General features: G+C 40.8%; 13 protein-coding genes. 8 read left to right on the plus strand and 5 right to left on the minus strand.

Features of this window, described 5'->3' with window-relative positions:
• Positions 1-3: 3 nt before the first annotated feature.
• The 3 genes from IAG46_RS07955 to alaS are packed head-to-tail and all read right to left on the minus strand — an operon-like array spanning position 4 to position 4,242.
• On the minus strand, positions 4-948 hold the full coding sequence (locus tag IAG46_RS07955) for a GSCFA domain-containing protein (protein ID WP_190809825.1): 945 nt from the start codon (positions 946-948) through the stop codon (positions 4-6).
• 9 nt (positions 949-957) lie between these two features.
• On the minus strand, positions 958-1,614 hold the full coding sequence (locus IAG46_RS07960; protein WP_190809826.1) for a hypothetical protein: 657 nt from the start codon (positions 1,612-1,614) through the stop codon (positions 958-960).
• A 3-nt stretch (positions 1,615-1,617) separates the two neighbouring features.
• Positions 1,618-4,242, minus strand: coding sequence for an alanine--tRNA ligase (alaS, locus tag IAG46_RS07965; RefSeq protein WP_190809827.1), 2,625 nt, complete (start codon positions 4,240-4,242; stop codon positions 1,618-1,620).
• Positions 4,243-4,347: 105 nt separating this feature from the next.
• On the opposite strand from alaS, the gene IAG46_RS07970 reads away from it, so the two are divergent.
• Genes IAG46_RS07970 through IAG46_RS07990 form a run of 5 tightly spaced genes read left to right on the plus strand, consistent with a single transcriptional unit; the run spans position 4,348 to position 7,503 of the window.
• Positions 4,348-5,325 carry a M23 family metallopeptidase gene (locus IAG46_RS07970; RefSeq protein ID WP_190809828.1) on the plus strand — a complete coding sequence of 326 codons (978 nt, stop codon included), beginning with the start codon at positions 4,348-4,350 and terminating at the stop codon, positions 5,323-5,325.
• Complete coding sequence (locus IAG46_RS07975) at positions 5,325-5,654, plus strand: MerR family transcriptional regulator (RefSeq protein WP_190809829.1); 330 nt, start codon at positions 5,325-5,327, stop codon at positions 5,652-5,654. The genes IAG46_RS07970 and IAG46_RS07975 overlap by 1 nt, the downstream gene beginning before the upstream one ends.
• A gap of 22 nt (positions 5,655-5,676) precedes the next feature.
• Entirely contained in the window at positions 5,677-6,276 is a 600-nt protein-coding gene (locus tag IAG46_RS07980) for a LemA family protein (RefSeq protein WP_190809830.1), read from the plus strand.
• 2 nt (positions 6,277-6,278) lie between these two features.
• Entirely contained in the window at positions 6,279-6,716 is a 438-nt protein-coding gene (locus tag IAG46_RS07985) for a TPM domain-containing protein (RefSeq protein ID WP_190809831.1), read from the plus strand.
• On the plus strand, positions 6,697-7,503 hold the full coding sequence (locus IAG46_RS07990) for a YgcG family protein (protein WP_190810839.1): 807 nt from the start codon (positions 6,697-6,699) through the stop codon (positions 7,501-7,503). The genes IAG46_RS07985 and IAG46_RS07990 overlap by 20 nt, the downstream gene beginning before the upstream one ends.
• 34 nt (positions 7,504-7,537) lie before the next feature.
• On the opposite strand, the gene IAG46_RS07995 is transcribed toward IAG46_RS07990, so the two are convergent.
• Positions 7,538-7,951: a nuclear transport factor 2 family protein gene (locus IAG46_RS07995; RefSeq protein WP_190809832.1), complete on the minus strand. Its 414-nt coding sequence runs from the start codon at positions 7,949-7,951 to the stop codon at positions 7,538-7,540.
• A gap of 215 nt (positions 7,952-8,166) precedes the next feature.
• On the opposite strand from IAG46_RS07995, the gene IAG46_RS08000 reads away from it, so the two are divergent.
• Together IAG46_RS08000 and pbpC are read left to right on the plus strand one after the other, a co-directional pair.
• Positions 8,167-13,722 carry an alpha-2-macroglobulin gene (locus IAG46_RS08000; protein ID WP_190809833.1) on the plus strand — a complete coding sequence of 1,852 codons (5,556 nt, stop codon included), beginning with the start codon at positions 8,167-8,169 and terminating at the stop codon, positions 13,720-13,722.
• 111 nt (positions 13,723-13,833) lie between these two features.
• Positions 13,834-16,176, plus strand: a complete 2,343-nt coding sequence (gene pbpC, locus IAG46_RS08005; RefSeq protein ID WP_190809834.1) for a penicillin-binding protein 1C — start codon at positions 13,834-13,836, stop codon at positions 16,174-16,176.
• A gap of 4 nt (positions 16,177-16,180) precedes the next feature.
• Here the strand turns inward: pbpC and der are convergent, their stop codons facing one another.
• Positions 16,181-17,482: a ribosome biogenesis GTPase Der gene (gene der / locus IAG46_RS08010; RefSeq protein ID WP_190809835.1), complete on the minus strand. Its 1,302-nt coding sequence runs from the start codon at positions 17,480-17,482 to the stop codon at positions 16,181-16,183.
• A gap of 76 nt (positions 17,483-17,558) precedes the next feature.
• Between der and IAG46_RS08015 the strand changes: the two genes are divergently transcribed.
• Positions 17,559-18,062, plus strand: a complete 504-nt coding sequence (locus IAG46_RS08015; RefSeq protein WP_190809836.1) for a GTP-binding protein — start codon at positions 17,559-17,561, stop codon at positions 18,060-18,062.
• Positions 18,063-18,088: the final 26 nt, after the last annotated feature.

The following is an 18,088-nucleotide window of genomic DNA, read 5'->3' on the forward strand; positions in this document are numbered from 1 at the left end:
TGCTTAAAATTTCATAAAAGGATACCTCTCTTGAAGATACGTAATTTTACCTCCCAGCGACTTTTTAAACTTCTGATGTGCTTCTGAATCTGGGTTAAAAGGTTTGTGTTGCAATCCCTTTTGAACAGTTTCCACTTCATCCATAATTGTGTGGATTTCTGGAGAAATCAATGTGGATTTGAACTTTTCCCAGATGTAACCCACGGCCAAGTCATTGGGATGCACCATATCCTTTCCATAAAAACGATAATCGCGTAGTTCGTCCATCATTATTTCATACGAAGGAAAATATGACATATCGTGTCCTTCTAGCATTTCATGAACTGCTCCTATTAGGTTGGCTTTACTTCGCTGGTTCTCCACAAACCCATCTTTCAAATGGCGTACGGGAGAAATGGTAAAAATGATCTGTACTTTTTTGTTTATCGATTGAACCAATTCCACCACTTTTTTAAGGCTTGATTGAATCATTTCTGTGGATAATAACTCTTTGGAAAATTCCCTTTGGGGCACTTTATGACAATTGGCCACAAGTTTTTGGGTTAAATTGTGCCTATATGCCCACGCGGTACCCAAGGTTAAAATTATATGAGTGGCGTCCTTTAATGCTTTTGAAGTTTCCTGCAATCCATTGTTCAAATTATCCAGCAATTCCTGTTCCGATGTGGTATTTAAATCGGAATGCGCATCAAAACAATGCCAAATTCCCCCATGCTCAAAAACTTCTTCTTTTTGATACGTTTGATTTGTTAGAGCCCTTTCTATCAAATTTTCAATGGCAATTGGGTGAAAAAGAATCCCGAAGGGATTTTGGGCCGTTCGAAACTTATAGTACTCCAATTTATCCCCAATGTTCTCCACAAAGCAGGAACCCATCATCAATAGCTTTGATTGATAATCGATAAGATTCTCAGCTGTAATAAGCGGAACTGTTGTCTGAAGTTTCATGCGACCGAACTACTTACAATTGTCAATATTTTGAATCATATCCCTGTATTGATTTTCCAATTGTGCCTCCAGTTGCTTCAGAATTTGCAATATCCGAATCAGTTCTCGCATAGACCCATCCCTCAGGGCATCTGTGGCTTTGTTTAATTCATCCTTGACCAAATCCTGAGTATTGTACAACCCTTGTAGGTCATACAGACAATCATATCCAAACTCATGGAATATTCCGGTCGATTTTGCAATTTCCCAAGCTATACTACTTAAATCGGTAATTTCAAGGTTCACAAAAGCAGCAACCTGATACTCGTAATCGCCATTACCTACCGCTACCGAATCAACGTTTGAAAAATACCCAGGATATCTATGCATAAAATTCTGCATGGCCGTTGGTGTCAGAATTAACTTTCCATCATCGCCATTTAAACTATCCATTTCGGCATAAAAAGATGGGATTTGTTGGTTAATTGCTCCATTCTCGACCAGTTCCTCCAAATTCGCTTCGATTTCACCCTTTATTTTGACCAGAGCTACCTCTTTATTCTGCTGAACCGTTTTGGAAGCATTCCAATCGTTAAACCAAATGGCAAGATTTATGCCGACAAAAAGTAGCACTATCTCACCTACAATGTATTTCCAATTAACGTGTTTATTCTTGAAGAATCGCATATCCTAGTTTGTCGCGGCAACAAACTCCTTGGCATTTTTCAATGCATCTGCTATTCCAGCAGGATTTTTACCCCCAGCTGTTGCAAAGAAAGGTTGTCCTCCCCCTCCTCCTTGGATGTATTTGCCCAACTCTCGGACAATGTTGCCGGCATTTAATCCCTTGTTTGACACCATTTCCTTGGAAATGTAACAGGACAGTATGGCTTTTCCATCCTTTTCTGCTCCAAGAAGTAGAAATAGGTTCGATACTTGTCCTCCAATTTCAAAAGCCAAATCTTTGATGCCAGCGGCATCCAAATCGACTTTTTTAGCTAAAAATTGAACTCCGTTGACCTCTTCCAGTTCCGTGATCAAATCGCTTTTTAATCCTTTGGCCTTGTCCTTCAATAACTGCTCGACCTGCTTTTTTAAAGCTACGTTTTCGTCTTGTAGATTTTCAACTGCTTTTACAGGGTCTTGGGCCTTGTTCAATAGGTCCTTTATCTCAAACAACATTCGGTTGTTCTTAAAATAGAATTCCTTTACCGCATCTGAGGTAATGGCCTCAATCCTTCGGATTCCGGCAGCAACCGCACCTTCCGAAACAATTTTGAAATGCCAAATGTCCGCCGTATTTTTTACATGGGTTCCCCCACATAATTCTATGGACTGCCCAAAACGGACGGTACGAACAGTGTCTCCATATTTTTCTCCAAATAGCGCCATGGCTCCTTGCTCCATGGCCTCCTTGATGGGAATATTTCGGTTTTCTTCAAAAGGAAGCTGCCCTTCTATCCGAGCATTCACAAAGTTTTCTACATCTCGAAGTTCTCCGGTGGTCAGTTTTGAAAAATGGGAAAAGTCGAATCGAAGATGTTTTGAATGTACCGCCGATCCTTTTTGCTCTACATGAGATCCCAAAACTTCTCTTAAAGCTTGATGCAACAAATGCGTAGCTGTATGATTGCTTGCTGTACGTTGCCTTTGTTTTTTGTCGACTACCGCTTTTAGTGTGCCAGAAATGTTCTTTGGTAGGTTACTGGAAAAATGGACAACTTCGTTGTTTTCCCTTTTGGTATCCAAAATGTAAACCACATCGCCATTGGGAACTTCCAGATAGCCTTTATCACCTACTTGTCCACCACCTTCGGGATAAAATGGGGTTAAATTGAAGACCATTTGATATTGATCCCCTTCTTTTTTGCTGCTGACTTTTCGGTATTTCACCAATTTCACTTCCGCCTCCAAACTGTCGTAACCAATGAATTCTTGTTCTGAATCTTCTAAAAGTATTGTCCAGTCGTCTTTGGAAACTTCTGAAGCAGCCCTGGAACGGTCCTTTTGAGCCTTCAATGCTTTTTCGAAACCTTCACTGTCGAGTTCATACCCTTTCTCTTCCAGAATGAGTGATGTAAGGTCAATCGGAAAGCCGAAAGTATCATACAACTCAAATGCTTTTTGTCCATCAATTACATTTCCATCTGTGAAGTCCATAATAGCATCTAACAGGGACAAACCTTGTTCTATCGTTTTTAAGAAAGATGCTTCCTCCTCCTTGACTACATTTTCAATCAATTGGTATTGCTCGTGTAGCTCTGGGAAGGCTTTGCCCATGGTTTCACCCAACACTTTTACCAATCGGTAGATGAATGGCTTGTTGGTGCCCAAAAAGGTAAATCCGTAGCGAATAGCCCGTCTTAAAATTCTTCGGATTACATATCCCGCGCCATTATTGCTTGGCAATTGTCCATCTGCTATGGAAAAAGCAACCGCTCGTATATGGTCCGCCACCACACGAATGGCGATATCGGTCTGTTCGTCCTTTCCGTATTTATGACCGGTAATAATTTCTATTTCACGAATAAGGGGTGCAAATACATCGGTGTCATAGTTGGATTGTACTCCTTGCAACACCATACAAAGGCGCTCAAAGCCCATTCCGGTATCCACATGCTTTTCTGGGAGGTTTTCAAGTTTGCCATTGGCCTTCCGATTGTATTGCATAAAGACCAAATTCCAAATTTCAACAACTTGTGGATGGTCTTGGTTCACCAATGAAGCACCCGAAACCTTAGCTTTTTCTGCTGCAGACCGAATATCCACATGGATTTCGGAGCATGGACCACAGGGACCTTGGTCACCCATTTCCCAGAAATTGTCTTTTTTATTCCCTAGGATGATTCTATCCTCAGGCACAATTGCTTTCCATAATTCAAAAGCCTCTTTATCCATTTCCAGATTATCCGCATCCTCACTCCCTTCAAAAACGGAAACATAAAGGCTGTCTTTATCAATTTTGTAGACTTTGGTCAACAATTCCCACGCCCATTGAATGGCTTCTTTTTTAAAATAATCCCCAAAACTCCAATTCCCCAACATCTCAAACATGGTGTGGTGGTAGGTATCCTTGCCCACCTCATCCAAATCATTGTGTTTTCCACTTACACGGAGACATTTTTGGGTATCAGAAACTCTTTTTGACCTTGAAACAGAATTTCCCAAGAAAAATTCTTTGAACTGGTTCATGCCCGCATTGGTAAACATCAAAGTGGGGTCGTCTTTCATCACCATAGGTGCCGACGGAACAATCTTATGCTCTTTCCCTTTGAAAAAACTTAAAAATTGGGTTCTAACTTCTTGGGATGTCATTGAATTTGCTAGGGTTTTATTAAATTTAACACTTTAAGGAAAACAATTTTTATATTTGTTTGTTTTCTTAAAAAAGAATGCGCAAAAATAGGATAAAATCCCTTCATGTCTAAAGTTAAGTACTATTACGATCCAGATACGCTTTCCTATCGGAAGATAGAGCCCAAAAAATCCAAAAAGTATAGGAATCTTTTCTTTTTTATCGTTGGTGCTGCTTTGTTTGGCCTTATTGGCCTTATTGTGCTATTGAACACCAATCTTTTGAACACTCCTAAAGAACTTTCCCTCGATCGTGAGGTGCGCAATTATGAGCTCCAATTTGAGATATTGACAAAAAAAATGGAGCAAATGGAGCAGGTTTTAGCCAATATTGAAGATCGGGACAATAATATTTATCGATTATATTTTGAAGCCAATCCGATTCCTGAGGAACAACGTAAAGCCGGTTTTGGAGGGGTAAACCGATACAAGTCACTTGAAGGTTTCAACAACTCCCAAATTATAACCAACGCTACCCAACGCTTGGATATCATTCAAAAACAAATGGTCATTCAGTCCAAATCGTTGGACGAGATTGCTAAACTAGCTGAAGAAAAAGAAAAGTTGCTGGCTTCCATTCCTGCAATTCAACCTGTCAGAAATGAGGACTTGACCCGAATGGCATCGGGTTATGGATGGCGATCAGATCCTTTTACCAAAGCACGAAAAATGCACTGGGGAATGGACTTTACGGCTCCAAGAGGAGTGCCCATCTACGCAACAGGCGATGGAACAGTAAAACGTGCCGATAACCGTTCTTCCGGTTATGGCAAACATATACGAGTTGATCATGGGTATGGCTATATGTCCTTGTATGCGCATTTAAGCAAATACAATGTGACCAAAGGTCAAAAAGTAAAACGTGGGGATTTGATAGGTTTTGTAGGCAATACAGGACGGTCAGAGGCTCCCCATTTGCACTACGAGGTGTTCAAAGATGAGGAACGCATCAACCCTATTAACTTCTATTACGGAAGTTTGACAGCGGAAGAGTTTGAGAATATGCTCAAATTCGCCAATCAAGAGAACCAATCCTTGGATTAATGCATATAGACCTTCCCGAAAAACGATATTATGGTATTGGCGAAGTAGCCAAGGCTTTTGGAGTGAACACTTCATTGATTCGGTTTTGGGAAAAGGAATTCGATGTGCTCCAGCCTAAAAAAAATGCCAAGGGCAACCGAAAGTTCACGCCTAAGGATATCCAAAACCTTCAACTTATTTATCACTTGGTAAAAGAAAGAGGCTTTACCTTGGAAGGGGCCAAAATCCATTTGAAAGAGGAAAAGCAAAAAACACTTTCCAAATTTGAGGTCATTCAAAAACTACAAAAAGTAAAGGCCGAGCTTTTAAAGATCAAAGAACAACTATAATTATAAACACAAAACCGAGAACATGAAAAAAGGTATACTTGCCGTAATTGTACTTATAGTACTGGTAGTTATTCTGGGTGGTTGGTATGTGAGGACCAACAACACCTTAGTAGATATGAAAGGACAAGCCACCAAGCAATGGGCCAACGTCGAGAGCTCATATCAACGCCGAAGTGATTTGATTGGCAATCTGGTAAAAACCGTGCAGGGAGCAGCCGATTTTGAAAGAAACACCTTAAAAGAGGTGATTGAGGCACGTGCGAAGGCAACTTCGACCACCATCGATGCGAATAATATAACCCCACAACAGTTGGCGGAGTTCCAACAAGCACAAACTGGTCTTTCCTCTGCACTTTCCAGGCTTTTGGTAACAGTGGAACGCTATCCAGAACTTAAGGCGAATCAAAACTTTTTGGAATTGCAATCACAATTAGAGGGCACTGAAAATAGAATCAATGTAGAACGTAATCGGTTCAATAATCTCGCTGGAGAATACAATATAAAAATTGAGAAAATTCCAACGAATATCATTGCCAGTATTGCAAATTTTGATCCATTGGCGTTATTCAGTTCCAATCCAGGTGCTGAAAATGCCCCAGATGTAAATTTCGAATTCGATTAAACATGTCGCACGTAGAAGAATTTTTGACTGCTGAAGAGGAGCAGGAGATTGTCAATGCCATTCTTGAAGCTGAAAAAAACACTTCAGGAGAGATCAGGGTGCATATTGAGGCTACCACTAAAATGGATCATTTTAGTAGGGCGCAGCAGATTTTCCACTTTCTAAAAATGGACAATACCAAAGATGAAAATGGGGTCCTACTTTATGTTGCCGTCGATGATAAAAAATTCGTTATTTATGGCGATACGGGTATTGACAGAGCCGTTCCCAAAGGTTTTTGGGACAATACCAAAAATATAATTGCTACGCACTTTAAAAAAGGTGATTTTAAGAAAGGTATAGTAGAAGGCGTTTTAATGGCTGGTACGGAACTCAACACCCACTTTCCGTGGGACCAAACGGACACCAATGAGCTTAGCGATGCCATATCCAAAGGTTAGTCTATTTGTTACTTTTTTATGCGTCTCCATGGCCTGGGGGCAATTCACCATACCCGAAAAACCACAAAAACAGACCAGTGTTTATGATTATATAAACCTATTGCCTGCTTCCCAAAGCAAAACTTTGGAGCAAAAACTCATTAGATATTCCGATAGTACCTCAACGCAAATAGTTATTGCGATAATTGGCTCCACGGAAGGAGAAAACATCAATTATCTTGGAGCGCAATGGGGACAAAAATGGGGGATCGGCCAAGCCAACAAAGACAACGGAGTACTAGTACTTTTGGCCAGAGATGACCGTAGAATAGCCATTAATACCGGGTATGGCGTTGAAGGTTCCTTGACCGATATTATGTCGAAGCGTATTATTGAGTCTGTAATAATCCCCGAATTCAAAAGAGGGGACTATTATGGAGGGCTGGACAAAGGTGCCGACGCCATTTTTCAGGTTTTGACAGGAGAGTTTGAAGAGGAACGCACTTTTGGGAACGACCCAGGTTTTTCTTTAAAATCGTTATTGCCCCTTATCATATTCATCGTTATTCTGATCATTCTTTCACGAGGTCGAAAAAACAACCGTAATAATAGAGGTGGCAAAGGTGGTCGCAAATCGGGCATGGACATTTGGGACATGATCATACTCAGCAATATGGGACGTAGTTCCCGTTCCTCAGGAGGTGGTTTTGGAGGCGGAGGTTTTGGCTCCGGTGGCTTTGGAGGTGGATTTGGAGGTGGATTTGGTGGAGGCGGATTCGGTGGCGGAGGTGCTTCCGGGGGATGGTGATATTAATTTTAAGTTCAACTAACCCGCAGACAAATCAATCCATTCGCTTGTAAAATATCTTATTTACTATTTTCCACTCCCCATCTATCTTTAACAAATTCATAAAATCCACAAAGGTGAAATCTTTATATTCCAGTTCCAATCTGGCATTCGCTGCATGACCCGAAATGGTAATCTCGGCTATGCGATTGACCCTATCCACTCTTGAACCCGATTTCATTCCACTGAAAAATTCAAGAGCATTTACCTCTTTATATCCTTCCTCAGTAATGTACTTCATGGTAGCGGTATCATGAAAGGCCTTTTTGAGGGTGTCAAAATCTCGATTGGAACCTCCCTCCATATAATAATTTAGGGTTTTCTCAATCAATTGATAATCCGATTCTTGAGCATTAACTGAGTAAAAAACGCTTACAGAAAAAAATAATAAGAGAAGATTGCGTATCATGGCGGTTGCAGTTTTTTTTGTTGATGGTTTCAATTTATTAATTTTCCATGCTAGCCCCTACCTATAAATCATAAATATTTCATAAGGTTAAGTCCAGTATGTCAAAACCATCCGTAAATCTTTACGAGCCATTCATAAACTCGATGTGCCCCAACATCCATTTTTAAGCTATCTTGTCTGTGGTTAAATCACAGTATAATTAATTCCCATTTGGTATGTCGCGTTTTCTTCGAATTCTCTTTTTAACTCTTGTTATCCTTTCAGTTTCTTGTAAAAAGAAAGCACCTGAATCCGAAACCGACAATCTTTTCAAGTTTAAGGATTATATCAGCTATCATACCCATGGCAATCAGAGCATCTCTACACCCATTACCATTGTTCTTGCCCAACAATTAAACCAATTTGAACTTACACAAGAACTACCATCGGAATACCTCAAAATATCACCAAAAATTGAAGGCAAACTAGCCATTGAAAATGGAAGGGAGCTTACTTTTCAGCCATCGGAATACCTAAACCCAGATACCGAATATGTTGTGAGCTTAGCCCTTAACAAGCTTTTTGAGGATATTGACCGCGACTTTAAAGAATACACTTTTAGTTTTAAAACCATTGCCCCAAATTTTAAAATTACTTTGGGGAATCTGCAATCGTATAGCAAAAACTGGCAATACCTTTCTGGCACGTTAAATGCTTCCGACATTTTAAACGCATCCAAAATGAATGGTGTCCTTTTGGTAAAACAGGGTGATAAAGAAATTCCAGTAAAATGGGACAATAATGAAGAAAACGCCCAATATTTCAGTTTTAAAATTGATAGTATTTCCCGTAAAACTGAAGATAGCGAACTCACAATCAATTGGAATGGCAATAATTTTGGTATTGACAATGAAGGTGAAGAAAAATACACCATCCCTGGGTTGAACAAATTTGTGGTGGTTGATGCGAAAACAACTTCTGCCCCCAATGCCGCACTTACCTTGAATTTTTCAGAACCTCTGAAACAAAATCAGAATCTCAACGGTCTTGTCACCATCGAAAATGCCCAAAATCTGCGCTACGAAATTGATGGAAATCTATTGAAAGTTTATCCTTCCAACCGAATTTTGGGAGAAGTACGGGTCAATGTTTTTGAGGGCATCAAAAGTGAATATGGTTTTACCTTGAAAAATCAATTTTCTGAATTGGTGTCTTTTGAGCAATTAAAACCAGCTGTGCGCCTCATTTCCAAAGGAACCATTCTTCCAGATGCGGCCTCCACACCTATTTATTTTGAAACCGTAAATCTTTCCGCTGTTGAAGTACGGGTTATCCAAGTATTTGAGAACAATATGTTACAGTTTCTCCAAAACAATAACCTAACCCAAGAATACAATTCTGATCTCAGAACGGTGGGTAGAAGAGTAGCTTACAAAGTGATTCCGCTTTCAGAAAAAGGTGGTGAAAACACTAGCTACTGGAAAGCCCATGCGCTGAACCTTTCCGAATTGATAAAAATAAATCCAGGGTCTTTGTATCGGGTTGAGTTTAGCTTTAAAAAGGAGCACACCACCTACGATTGTGGAGATGTTGAGGATTCCGAAGGAATTTCAGAGGACATTGCCCTATCTAACCATGATGAAACCCAAGAAGAACGCTATTGGGACAATGAAATTTATAATTGGAGAAATTATAATTGGAATTGGGAAGAACGGGACAACCCATGTCACTCTGCCTATTACAACGATACCCGATTGGTAACCACGAATCTTCTCGGAAGTGATTTGGGATTGATCGTGAAAAAAGGCAACAATCGCTCCTACCATTTTGCAGCAACCAATTTACTCACCACCAAGCCGGAGGCCAACGCTACTTTAAAACTGTATAACTATCAACAACAGCCATTGGGTGAAATTACCACAGATGCTTCTGGATTCGGAATATTTGATAGTGAGAAAAAAGTGGCCTTCGCCATTGCAGAAAAGAACAACAATTTCGCCTACGCAAAGCTGGCCGATGGCAACGCACTTTCGCTAAGCAAGTTTGACGTATCTGGCGAAACTTTGCAAAATGGGTTACAGGGTTTCATGTATACCGAACGTGGTGTGCACCGTCCTGGCGACACTGTGCATTTAACCTTTGTTTTGAACGATAAGAGCAACCCCATTCCAAATAATCATCCCGTTACTTTGGAAGTGAGTGATGCCCGAGGAAAGCTTGTCCAAAGAAATGTGCTCAAAGAAAGTTCATTGCATATTGAAGATGGTCTTTATGCCAAAAAAGAAGGGGATTTTTATTACTTCCCCATTCCCACAAAACCTGAAGCCTCAACCGGTACCTGGAATACCAAAATCATTGTGGGTGGTGCTGAATACAACAAGAGTTTAAAAATTGCCACCATAAAACCCAATCGACTTAAGGTTGATTTCTCTTTTGAAGATGAAATCCTAAAAGCAAATAAAAACAATATTGGCCAAGCAAAAGTACAATGGTTGCACGGTGCCCCTGCACGTAATCTTAAGATTGACATCAATGCCAATATACAAAATGCGCCTTCGGCCTTTCCAAAGTTTAATGATTATACCTTCCAAGATCCCGTGCGCACTTTCAATGCAATTGAAAATCAATTTATCCAATCCAAATTGGATGATAATGGGATTCTAAATATCAATGAAAAAATCAATGTAAATGGAAATGCTCCGGGAATGCTCCAGACCACATTTACTACCAAGGTTTTTGAAGGCGGGGGTGATTTCTCCATCGATGTTTTTTCCAAAAAACTAGCTCCCTTTAGTCATTTTGTGGGGCTTCGTTCCCCAAAAGCGCGTAGATATGGTTCATTTTTAACCGATGAGAATACCGAATTCGATGTAGCAAGTGTAAATGCTGATGGGAAGGCAGCTGGAAATCGCAAACTAAAAGTGCAAATCTTTAAGATTGAATGGCGTTGGTGGTGGAACCGAGGCCGAGATAATCTTTCCCGCTATGAAAATGCTACGGTTCACAGACCTTATAAAGAAATGTCCGTCACTACAGCAAACAACGGAAAAGGAAGCTTTAAAGTGAACATTCCAGATGATGACGGCGGCCGTTTTCTAATTCGGGTAATTGATGAAGTTTCAGGTCATGCCACTGGACGCACTGCATATTTTTATAGAAATTGGTGGAGAAGACCTGCTTCAGGGGATTCCGAAAGTTCAAAAATCTTGGTTTTCTCGGCTGACAAAGAAAAATATTCTTTGGGTGAAGAGGCCGTGGTCACTTTTCCTTCAGACAGAGGTGGCAGAGCCTTGTTGAGCATTGAAAATGGTTCTGAAGTCTTATCCCAACAATGGATTGAAACTTCGGCTAAAGAAACCAAAGCAACAATTCCTATTTCAGCAGAGATGGCACCGAATGCCTACATCAACATTTCTTTATTGCAACCCCATGGTCAGGTCGCCAACGACCTTCCTATCCGCTTATATGGCGTGGTGCCCTTATTAGTTGAAAATCCAGCTACACATCTAAACCCAGAACTTCAAATGCCGGATGTGTTGCAGCCGGAAACCTCATTTAAAGTAAGCGTATCTGAAACCAGTAACAAACCCATGACCTACTCCCTAGCGGTAGTTGATGAAGGTTTATTGGACCTTACTCGATTCAAAACCCCGGATATTCATGGTGCATTTTATGCAAGACAAGCTTTAGGCGTAAAAACCTTTGACATTTTTGATGATGTTATGGGAGCCTATTCCATTAGTGTCGATAATATTTATGAAATCGGAGGCGGAGGCATTGGAGAAGGCGCCAAAAATAGAAAAGCACAACGTTTCAAACCTGTTGTCAGCTATCTTGGGCCATTTCATTTGAAGGCCGGCGAAAAAGTATCACACACCATAAACATGCCCAATTATGTCGGCTCGGTTCGCACCATGTTGATTGCCGGAAACCAAAACAATGCCTATGGCAATACAGAAAAAACTACCCCTGTTCGGAAACCATTAATGGTTTTGACCTCTTTGCCCAGAAAATTGTCTCCTGGGGAAAAGGTGACAATTCCAGTTACCGTATTTGCCATGGAAAAAAAGGTGAAAAACGTAAAGGTTTCTATTGATGCGGGCAAAGCGTTGGAACCATTGGGTGCAATCTCCAAAAACATCACTTTTGATGCTGTGGGTGAGCAAATCGTGAATTTTGATTTCAAGGTTAATCCAACCAAGTCCTTTCAAACCATAAAAGTTACTGCTTCGGGTGCAGGGGAAAATGCCAGCAATGCAATTGAAATAGATGTAGAAAATCCAAATCCGGTTACCACCAAAAGTACTTTATACACTTTAGATGCCAATCAATCCGAATCCGTGTTGTTGGAACCTTTTGGAACTTCTGGCACCAACTCAGCAACAATTGAGTTTTCAACGCTCCCTCCTATGGATTTCTCCAAACGGATGGAGTATCTCTTGAGATATCCGCATGGTTGTGTTGAGCAAACTACCTCAGCGGCATTTCCACAATTGTTTTTGGATGATGTGCTCGATATTACTTTCGATAAGAAAAAAGAGGTGGAGAAAAACATCAAAGCTGCGATTAAAAGGCTCAACAATTTCCAAACTTCCAGTGGAGGATTAAGTTACTGGCCAGGTAATAGTGGGGCAGATGATTGGGGCACCTCCTACGCCGGTCATTTTATGTTGGAAGCCAAACAAAAAGGATATCAACTGCCTTTGACTTTTTTAAGCAATTGGTTACGCTATCAGAAAAACACAGCCCGGCAATGGAGCAATCAACAAAGCCGGTATAATGACGATATGGCTCAAGCGTACCGTTTGTATACCTTGGCCTTGGCCCAACAACCAGAGCTGGCGGCCATGAACCGCCTCCGAGAGGCAAAAAACCTTAGCAATGAAGCTAAATGGCGATTGGCAGCAGCCTATGCATTGGTCGGCAAAAAAGAAGTGGCAAAAGAGCTGGTTCAAATTGCCAACATTGACTTTGAACCCAATTCCTATAATTATAGAACCTATGGTTCTGTGTTCAGAAATCGGGCTATGGCTTTGGAGACCATGGTCATTCTTGGTGATTCCCAACAACGTGATTTGGCTGTTTCATTGGCGAAGAACCTTTCTTCCCAACGATGGTACAGCACCCAGGAAACATCATATGCCCTATTGGCAATGGCCAAAATGGTGGGGAAAAATGGAGGCAAATCCCTTGACCTTACTTTTACCAATAATGGAAAAGAAGTTGTTGTAAAAACAGATAGGGCCATCGCACAGCGCAATCTTGTTATTTCAGAAGCAAGAGAGGAGATTCAGGTCAAGAACAATCAAAACAATACCATTTATGCCACTCTGGTGCAAAGCGGCAAGCTTCCTGTGGGTCAAGAATTGGCCCAAGCTCAAAATCTAAGGCTTTCCGTAGACTATCTTGATGCCCTTGGAAACCATATCGATGTTGCACAATTACGTCAGGGAACAGAGTTACAGGCAAAATTGACCGTTTTCAATAGTTCCAACGATTATATTGATAACTTGGCACTGACACAGATTGTGCCCAGCGGGTGGGAAATTGTGAATACATCTTATGCAGGAACATCGGACTCCAATTCCAGCAAAGCTGAATACATTGATGTGCGTGACGAACGAACCCATTTCTATTTTGATCTAGCGGGCAAAAAGTCCAAAACCTTCATTGTAAAGCTGAATGCTTCTTTCTTGGGTGAGTATTATCTACCGGGGTCACAGGTTGAAGCCATGTACGATAATAATTACCACGCTCGAAACAAAGGAAAATGGATTTCCATAGTGCAATAAAATGTCACACTGAGCCTGTCGAAGTGTTGTTGTTGGGCCAATCGGGATACAAAACCAATTGGGTCTCACCCTTCGACAAGCTCAGGATGACACAGACCCCAACACAAAGTCATGTGGAAGAAGCATAAATTTAAATTAAGCCTGCTCTTACTTTTCTTCTTGATTTGGCTCTTCTGTTTGCCCAAGGTTTTGTTTGAGGAACCCACCTCAACCGTGGTCACCAGTTCAGATGGAATATTGATTGGCGCCCGAATTGCTGATGACGGGCAATGGCGTTTTCCGAAGATGGATTCTATACCAGAGCGTTTCAAACAAAGTGTGCTGTTGTTTGAAGATGAATATTTTTATAAACATCCTGGATTTAATCCCATTTCTATTTTCAATGCTATAAAACACAACTTGACCAAGGACACCCGAAGGGGAGGAAGCACCATAACCCAACAGGTAATCAGGTTGAGCAGAAAAAACAAGTCTCGCACCTATTTTGAAAAGTGCATTGAGCTTTTTTTGGCTACCCGTTTGGAATTTAGACATTCCAAGGATGACATTCTCAAACTATACGCTACGCATACCCCTTACGGTGGTAATGTGGTGGGGTTGGAAACGGCTTCTTGGCGTTATTTTGGCATTCCTGCGCAAGAATTGAGCTGGGGGCAATCCGCAACCTTGGCGGTATTGCCCAATGCCCCCTCATTGATTTTTCCAGGTAGGAATGAACAAATCTTACTTGCAAAGCGTAATCGATTGCTGAAAAAATTATTGGATAAAAAACATATTGATCAAACCACCTACGAACTTGCCATTTTAGAGCCATTGCCACAAAAACCACGTTCCTTGCCCAATATTGCTCCTCATCTCACGGAGCGAATAAAAAAAGAACATCCTGGGGAGCGCATAAAGACTTCCATTGATAGGCATTTACAAAATCAGGTAAATATTCTGGCGGAACGTCATTACAATCAACTGAAAACCAATGAAATCTATAACCTTTCCATTTTGGTTTTGGATGTCGAAACCAGAAAAGTGCTGAGTTATGTTGGCAATTCCCCTACTACCAAAGCGCATGGAAATTATGTGGACATCATCACCAAAAAAAGAAGTACCGGAAGCACTTTAAAACCTTTTTTGTTTGCCTCCCTGTTGCACGAAGGTCAGTTGCTGCCCAATAGTTTGGTAAAGGATATTCCAACCGTAATCAATGGCTACAATCCTAAAAACTTCAACAAAAAATACGCTGGAGCAGTACCTGCGAGCAGGGCACTTTCACGTTCATTAAATGTACCCGCAGTTCGACTGCTTAGACAATATGGGCTGCAAAAATTCTACAACAAGCTACATAAAATGAATCTGCGGTCTTTGGATAGGCCCGCCAGTCACTATGGCCTTCCTCTTATTTTAGGTGGTGCAGAAGGTTCTTTGTGGGATATTACCAAAACTTATGCTTCGGCAGCTTCTACCTTAAATTTTTTCTTATCCAATTCGAGCACTTATCGTACCGACGAATTTGCAGAGCCAACTTATTTTCAACAGGGAGAATCCGATTTTGGCACTGAACAGTTCGAACCTCCAATTTTGAATGCAGGGTCATTGTACCACACCTTTAAATCGTTGCAAGAAGTGAATCGTCCCGAAGGAGATGAAAACTGGCAGTTTTTTGACTCGTCACAAGCCATTGCATGGAAAACGGGAACCAGTTTTGGGTTTAAGGATGCCTGGGCGGTTGGGGTTACACCAAAATATGCCATTGGAATCTGGGTTGGTAATGCAGATGGTGAAGGCAGACCTGGACTCACTGGAATTACAGCCGCGGCACCACTGCTTTTTGATGTTTTGGACGCATTGCCACGAAGTGGATGGTTTCAGGAACCTTTTGATGACCTAATTGAACTGGAAGTTTGTAAGGAAAGTGGATTTATAGCCTCAACATTTTGTGATATCATTCAGAAAGAGCTGTTACCAATAAAAGGAACTAGAAGTAAACAATGCCCCTATCATCATCAAATGTTTTTGGACAAAGAGGGGGAATTCAGAGTAAATTCGGATTGTTATCCTCTGGAAAATATGGTACAGAAAAATTGGTTCAGCTTACCTACGGTGGTTGAATATTATTATGCCAATTCCCACCCCAATTATAAGAGTCTGCCCTCTTTTTTGGAAGGGTGCCATGCCGAAGAAAAGCAATTGATGGAGTTTATCTATCCCAAAAAGAATGAAGAAATTCTTTTGCCACGGGACTTGGGCAAAACTTCTAAAGAAATCATATTTAAACTGGCTCACCAACAACCGGAAAGCACAGTACATTGGTATTTGGACGAAACTTATATTGGGTCAACCTCCAACTTTCACGAATTGATTATTGAAACACAACTTCGCAACTACAAATTAACCGCGGTTGATGATGAAGGCAATAGAATTCAACAGAATCTGAATATACAAATGGCTACCGAAAATTAAATCTTTACTTTTTTCGCATAAAAATGGTGATTGGCACACCGGTAAAATCGAAGTTTTCTCTAAGCTTGTTCTCCAAAAAACGTTTGTATGGCTCTCTCACATATTGCGGCAGATTACAGAAAAAGGCAAATTGCGGATAGTGAGATGGTAATTGTGTACAGAACTTGATCTTTACATATTTTCCTTTGTAAGCAGGGGGAGGTGTATGCTCAATAATGGGCAGCATAATATCGTTCAGTTTGCGGGTGACAATCTTTTTCGAACGGTTTTTATAAACATCAACAGCGGTTTCGATAGCCTTAAAAATTCGCTGCTTATTCAATACGGAAATAAAAAGGATGGGGACATCATCAAAAGGCTCGATGATTTTTTTAATTTTTTGGGTAAATTCTTTTACGGAGTTGGTCTCTTTTTCAACCAAATCCCACTTATTTACCAAAATAACGATTCCCTTATTGTTTCGCTGTGCCAACCAGAAAATATTCTGCACCTGTCCATCAAATCCACGAGTGGCATCTAAAAGTAAAATACAAACATCACAATGTTCAATGGCCCTAACGGAACGCATCACCGAATAAAACTCCAGGTCTTCCTTTACCTTAGCTTTTCTCCGTATTCCTGCCGTATCCACCAAATTAAACTCGAATCCAAATCTGTTGTATTTGGTATCAATACTATCTCTAGTAGTCCCTGCAATATCGGTTACAATATAACGGTCTTCACCAATAAGCGCATTAATAAATGATGATTTTCCGGCATTGGGCCTTCCTACCACAGCAAATCGAGGTAATTCACTTTCCTCCTCCTCAATATCGGGAAGTACCTCAACCAAAGCATCCAAAAGCTCTCCGGTTCCACTGCCATTAATGCTCGATAGGGTATAATACTCTCCCAGCCCCAAAGCATAAAATTCCACGGCATCCGCATCACGTTGTGCATTATCAACCTTGTTTACAGCCAAAAACACGGGTTTGTCAACTTTACGAAGCAATCTGGAAACGTCTTCATCCATTCCGGTGACACCAGATTCTACATCGACCATAAAAATGATGGCATCCGCCTCATCTATGGCCAGTTCTACTTGTTTATCGATTTCCTGTTCAAAGATGTCGTCACTACCAACAACATATCCACCGGTATCGATCAATGAGAATTCCTTTCCATTCCAATCACTCTTGCCGTAATGGCGGTCGCGTGTAACTCCGCTCACGGCATCTACAATAGCTTCGCGGCGTTGTATCAATCGGTTAAAAAAAGTGGATTTCCCAACATTAGGCCTCCCCACAATGGCAACAATAGCGCCCATCTGCATCAAATTTTGGCAAAAGTACCATTATTTATGTAGAAAAAATGATACCTTTTTCAATCAATGTCAACTACTTATGAGTGACCTAACCAATGAAATTGTATTACGGCCTCGTTTTGAGCTGTCCCTTAACACAGAACTGGAACAATTAAAACTGGTTTTTGACGAATGTTCCAAGGAGCCTTTTTTGGTAAAACGCTTGGATGAGCATATATATATCAAGTTTAAAAAGAAAGATACTACGTTCTGGACGCCCCAATTACATTTGGAGCTTACATCATTTGAAAAGGGAGTAAGTAAGATTCATGGCGTGTTTGGACCCAACCCCACACTGTGGACGTTTTTTATGTTTCTACATTTCGGAGTTGGTACGCTTTTCTTAATTCTTGGAGCTTTCGCGTATTCCAATTATTTGTTGGGTAAGGATATTAAATTATGGATTGCGGGAATGGTTTTTCTGGTCGTGATTTGGTTTGTGTTATATGCTTTTGGAAGGATGGGAAAGTCCAAAGGGCAACCGCAGATGAATCAACTTAAAGATTATATAAGAGAGTTGATTTTGGATTTGAACAAGGAGTAAAATTAAACCCTTAACCATTTACCCTT

The organism is Flagellimonas sp. S3867, from assembly GCF_014698935.1.
Taxonomy (GTDB): Bacteria; Bacteroidota; Bacteroidia; order Flavobacteriales; family Flavobacteriaceae; genus Flagellimonas.

Coding starts and splice junctions, on each gene's coding strand:
- IAG46_RS08015 (WP_190809836.1), top strand. CDS start 17,559: ATGAGTGACCTAACCAATGAAATTGTATTACGGCCTCGTTTTGAGCTG.
- IAG46_RS08000 (WP_190809833.1), top strand. CDS start 8,167: ATGTCGCGTTTTCTTCGAATTCTCTTTTTAACTCTTGTTATCCTTTCA.
- IAG46_RS07980 (WP_190809830.1), top strand. CDS start 5,677: ATGAAAAAAGGTATACTTGCCGTAATTGTACTTATAGTACTGGTAGTT.
- IAG46_RS07985 (WP_190809831.1), top strand. CDS start 6,279: ATGTCGCACGTAGAAGAATTTTTGACTGCTGAAGAGGAGCAGGAGATT.
- der (WP_190809835.1), bottom strand. CDS start 17,482: ATGGGCGCTATTGTTGCCATTGTGGGGAGGCCTAATGTTGGGAAATCC.
- IAG46_RS07960 (WP_190809826.1), bottom strand. CDS start 1,614: ATGCGATTCTTCAAGAATAAACACGTTAATTGGAAATACATTGTAGGT.
- IAG46_RS07970 (WP_190809828.1), top strand. CDS start 4,348: ATGTCTAAAGTTAAGTACTATTACGATCCAGATACGCTTTCCTATCGG.
- IAG46_RS07955 (WP_190809825.1), bottom strand. CDS start 948: ATGAAACTTCAGACAACAGTTCCGCTTATTACAGCTGAGAATCTTATC.
- pbpC (WP_190809834.1), top strand. CDS start 13,834: ATGTGGAAGAAGCATAAATTTAAATTAAGCCTGCTCTTACTTTTCTTC.
- IAG46_RS07995 (WP_190809832.1), bottom strand. CDS start 7,951: ATGATACGCAATCTTCTCTTATTATTTTTTTCTGTAAGCGTTTTTTAC.
- IAG46_RS07975 (WP_190809829.1), top strand. CDS start 5,325: ATGCATATAGACCTTCCCGAAAAACGATATTATGGTATTGGCGAAGTA.
- IAG46_RS07990 (WP_190810839.1), top strand. CDS start 6,697: ATGCCATATCCAAAGGTTAGTCTATTTGTTACTTTTTTATGCGTCTCC.
- alaS (WP_190809827.1), bottom strand. CDS start 4,242: ATGACATCCCAAGAAGTTAGAACCCAATTTTTAAGTTTTTTCAAAGGG.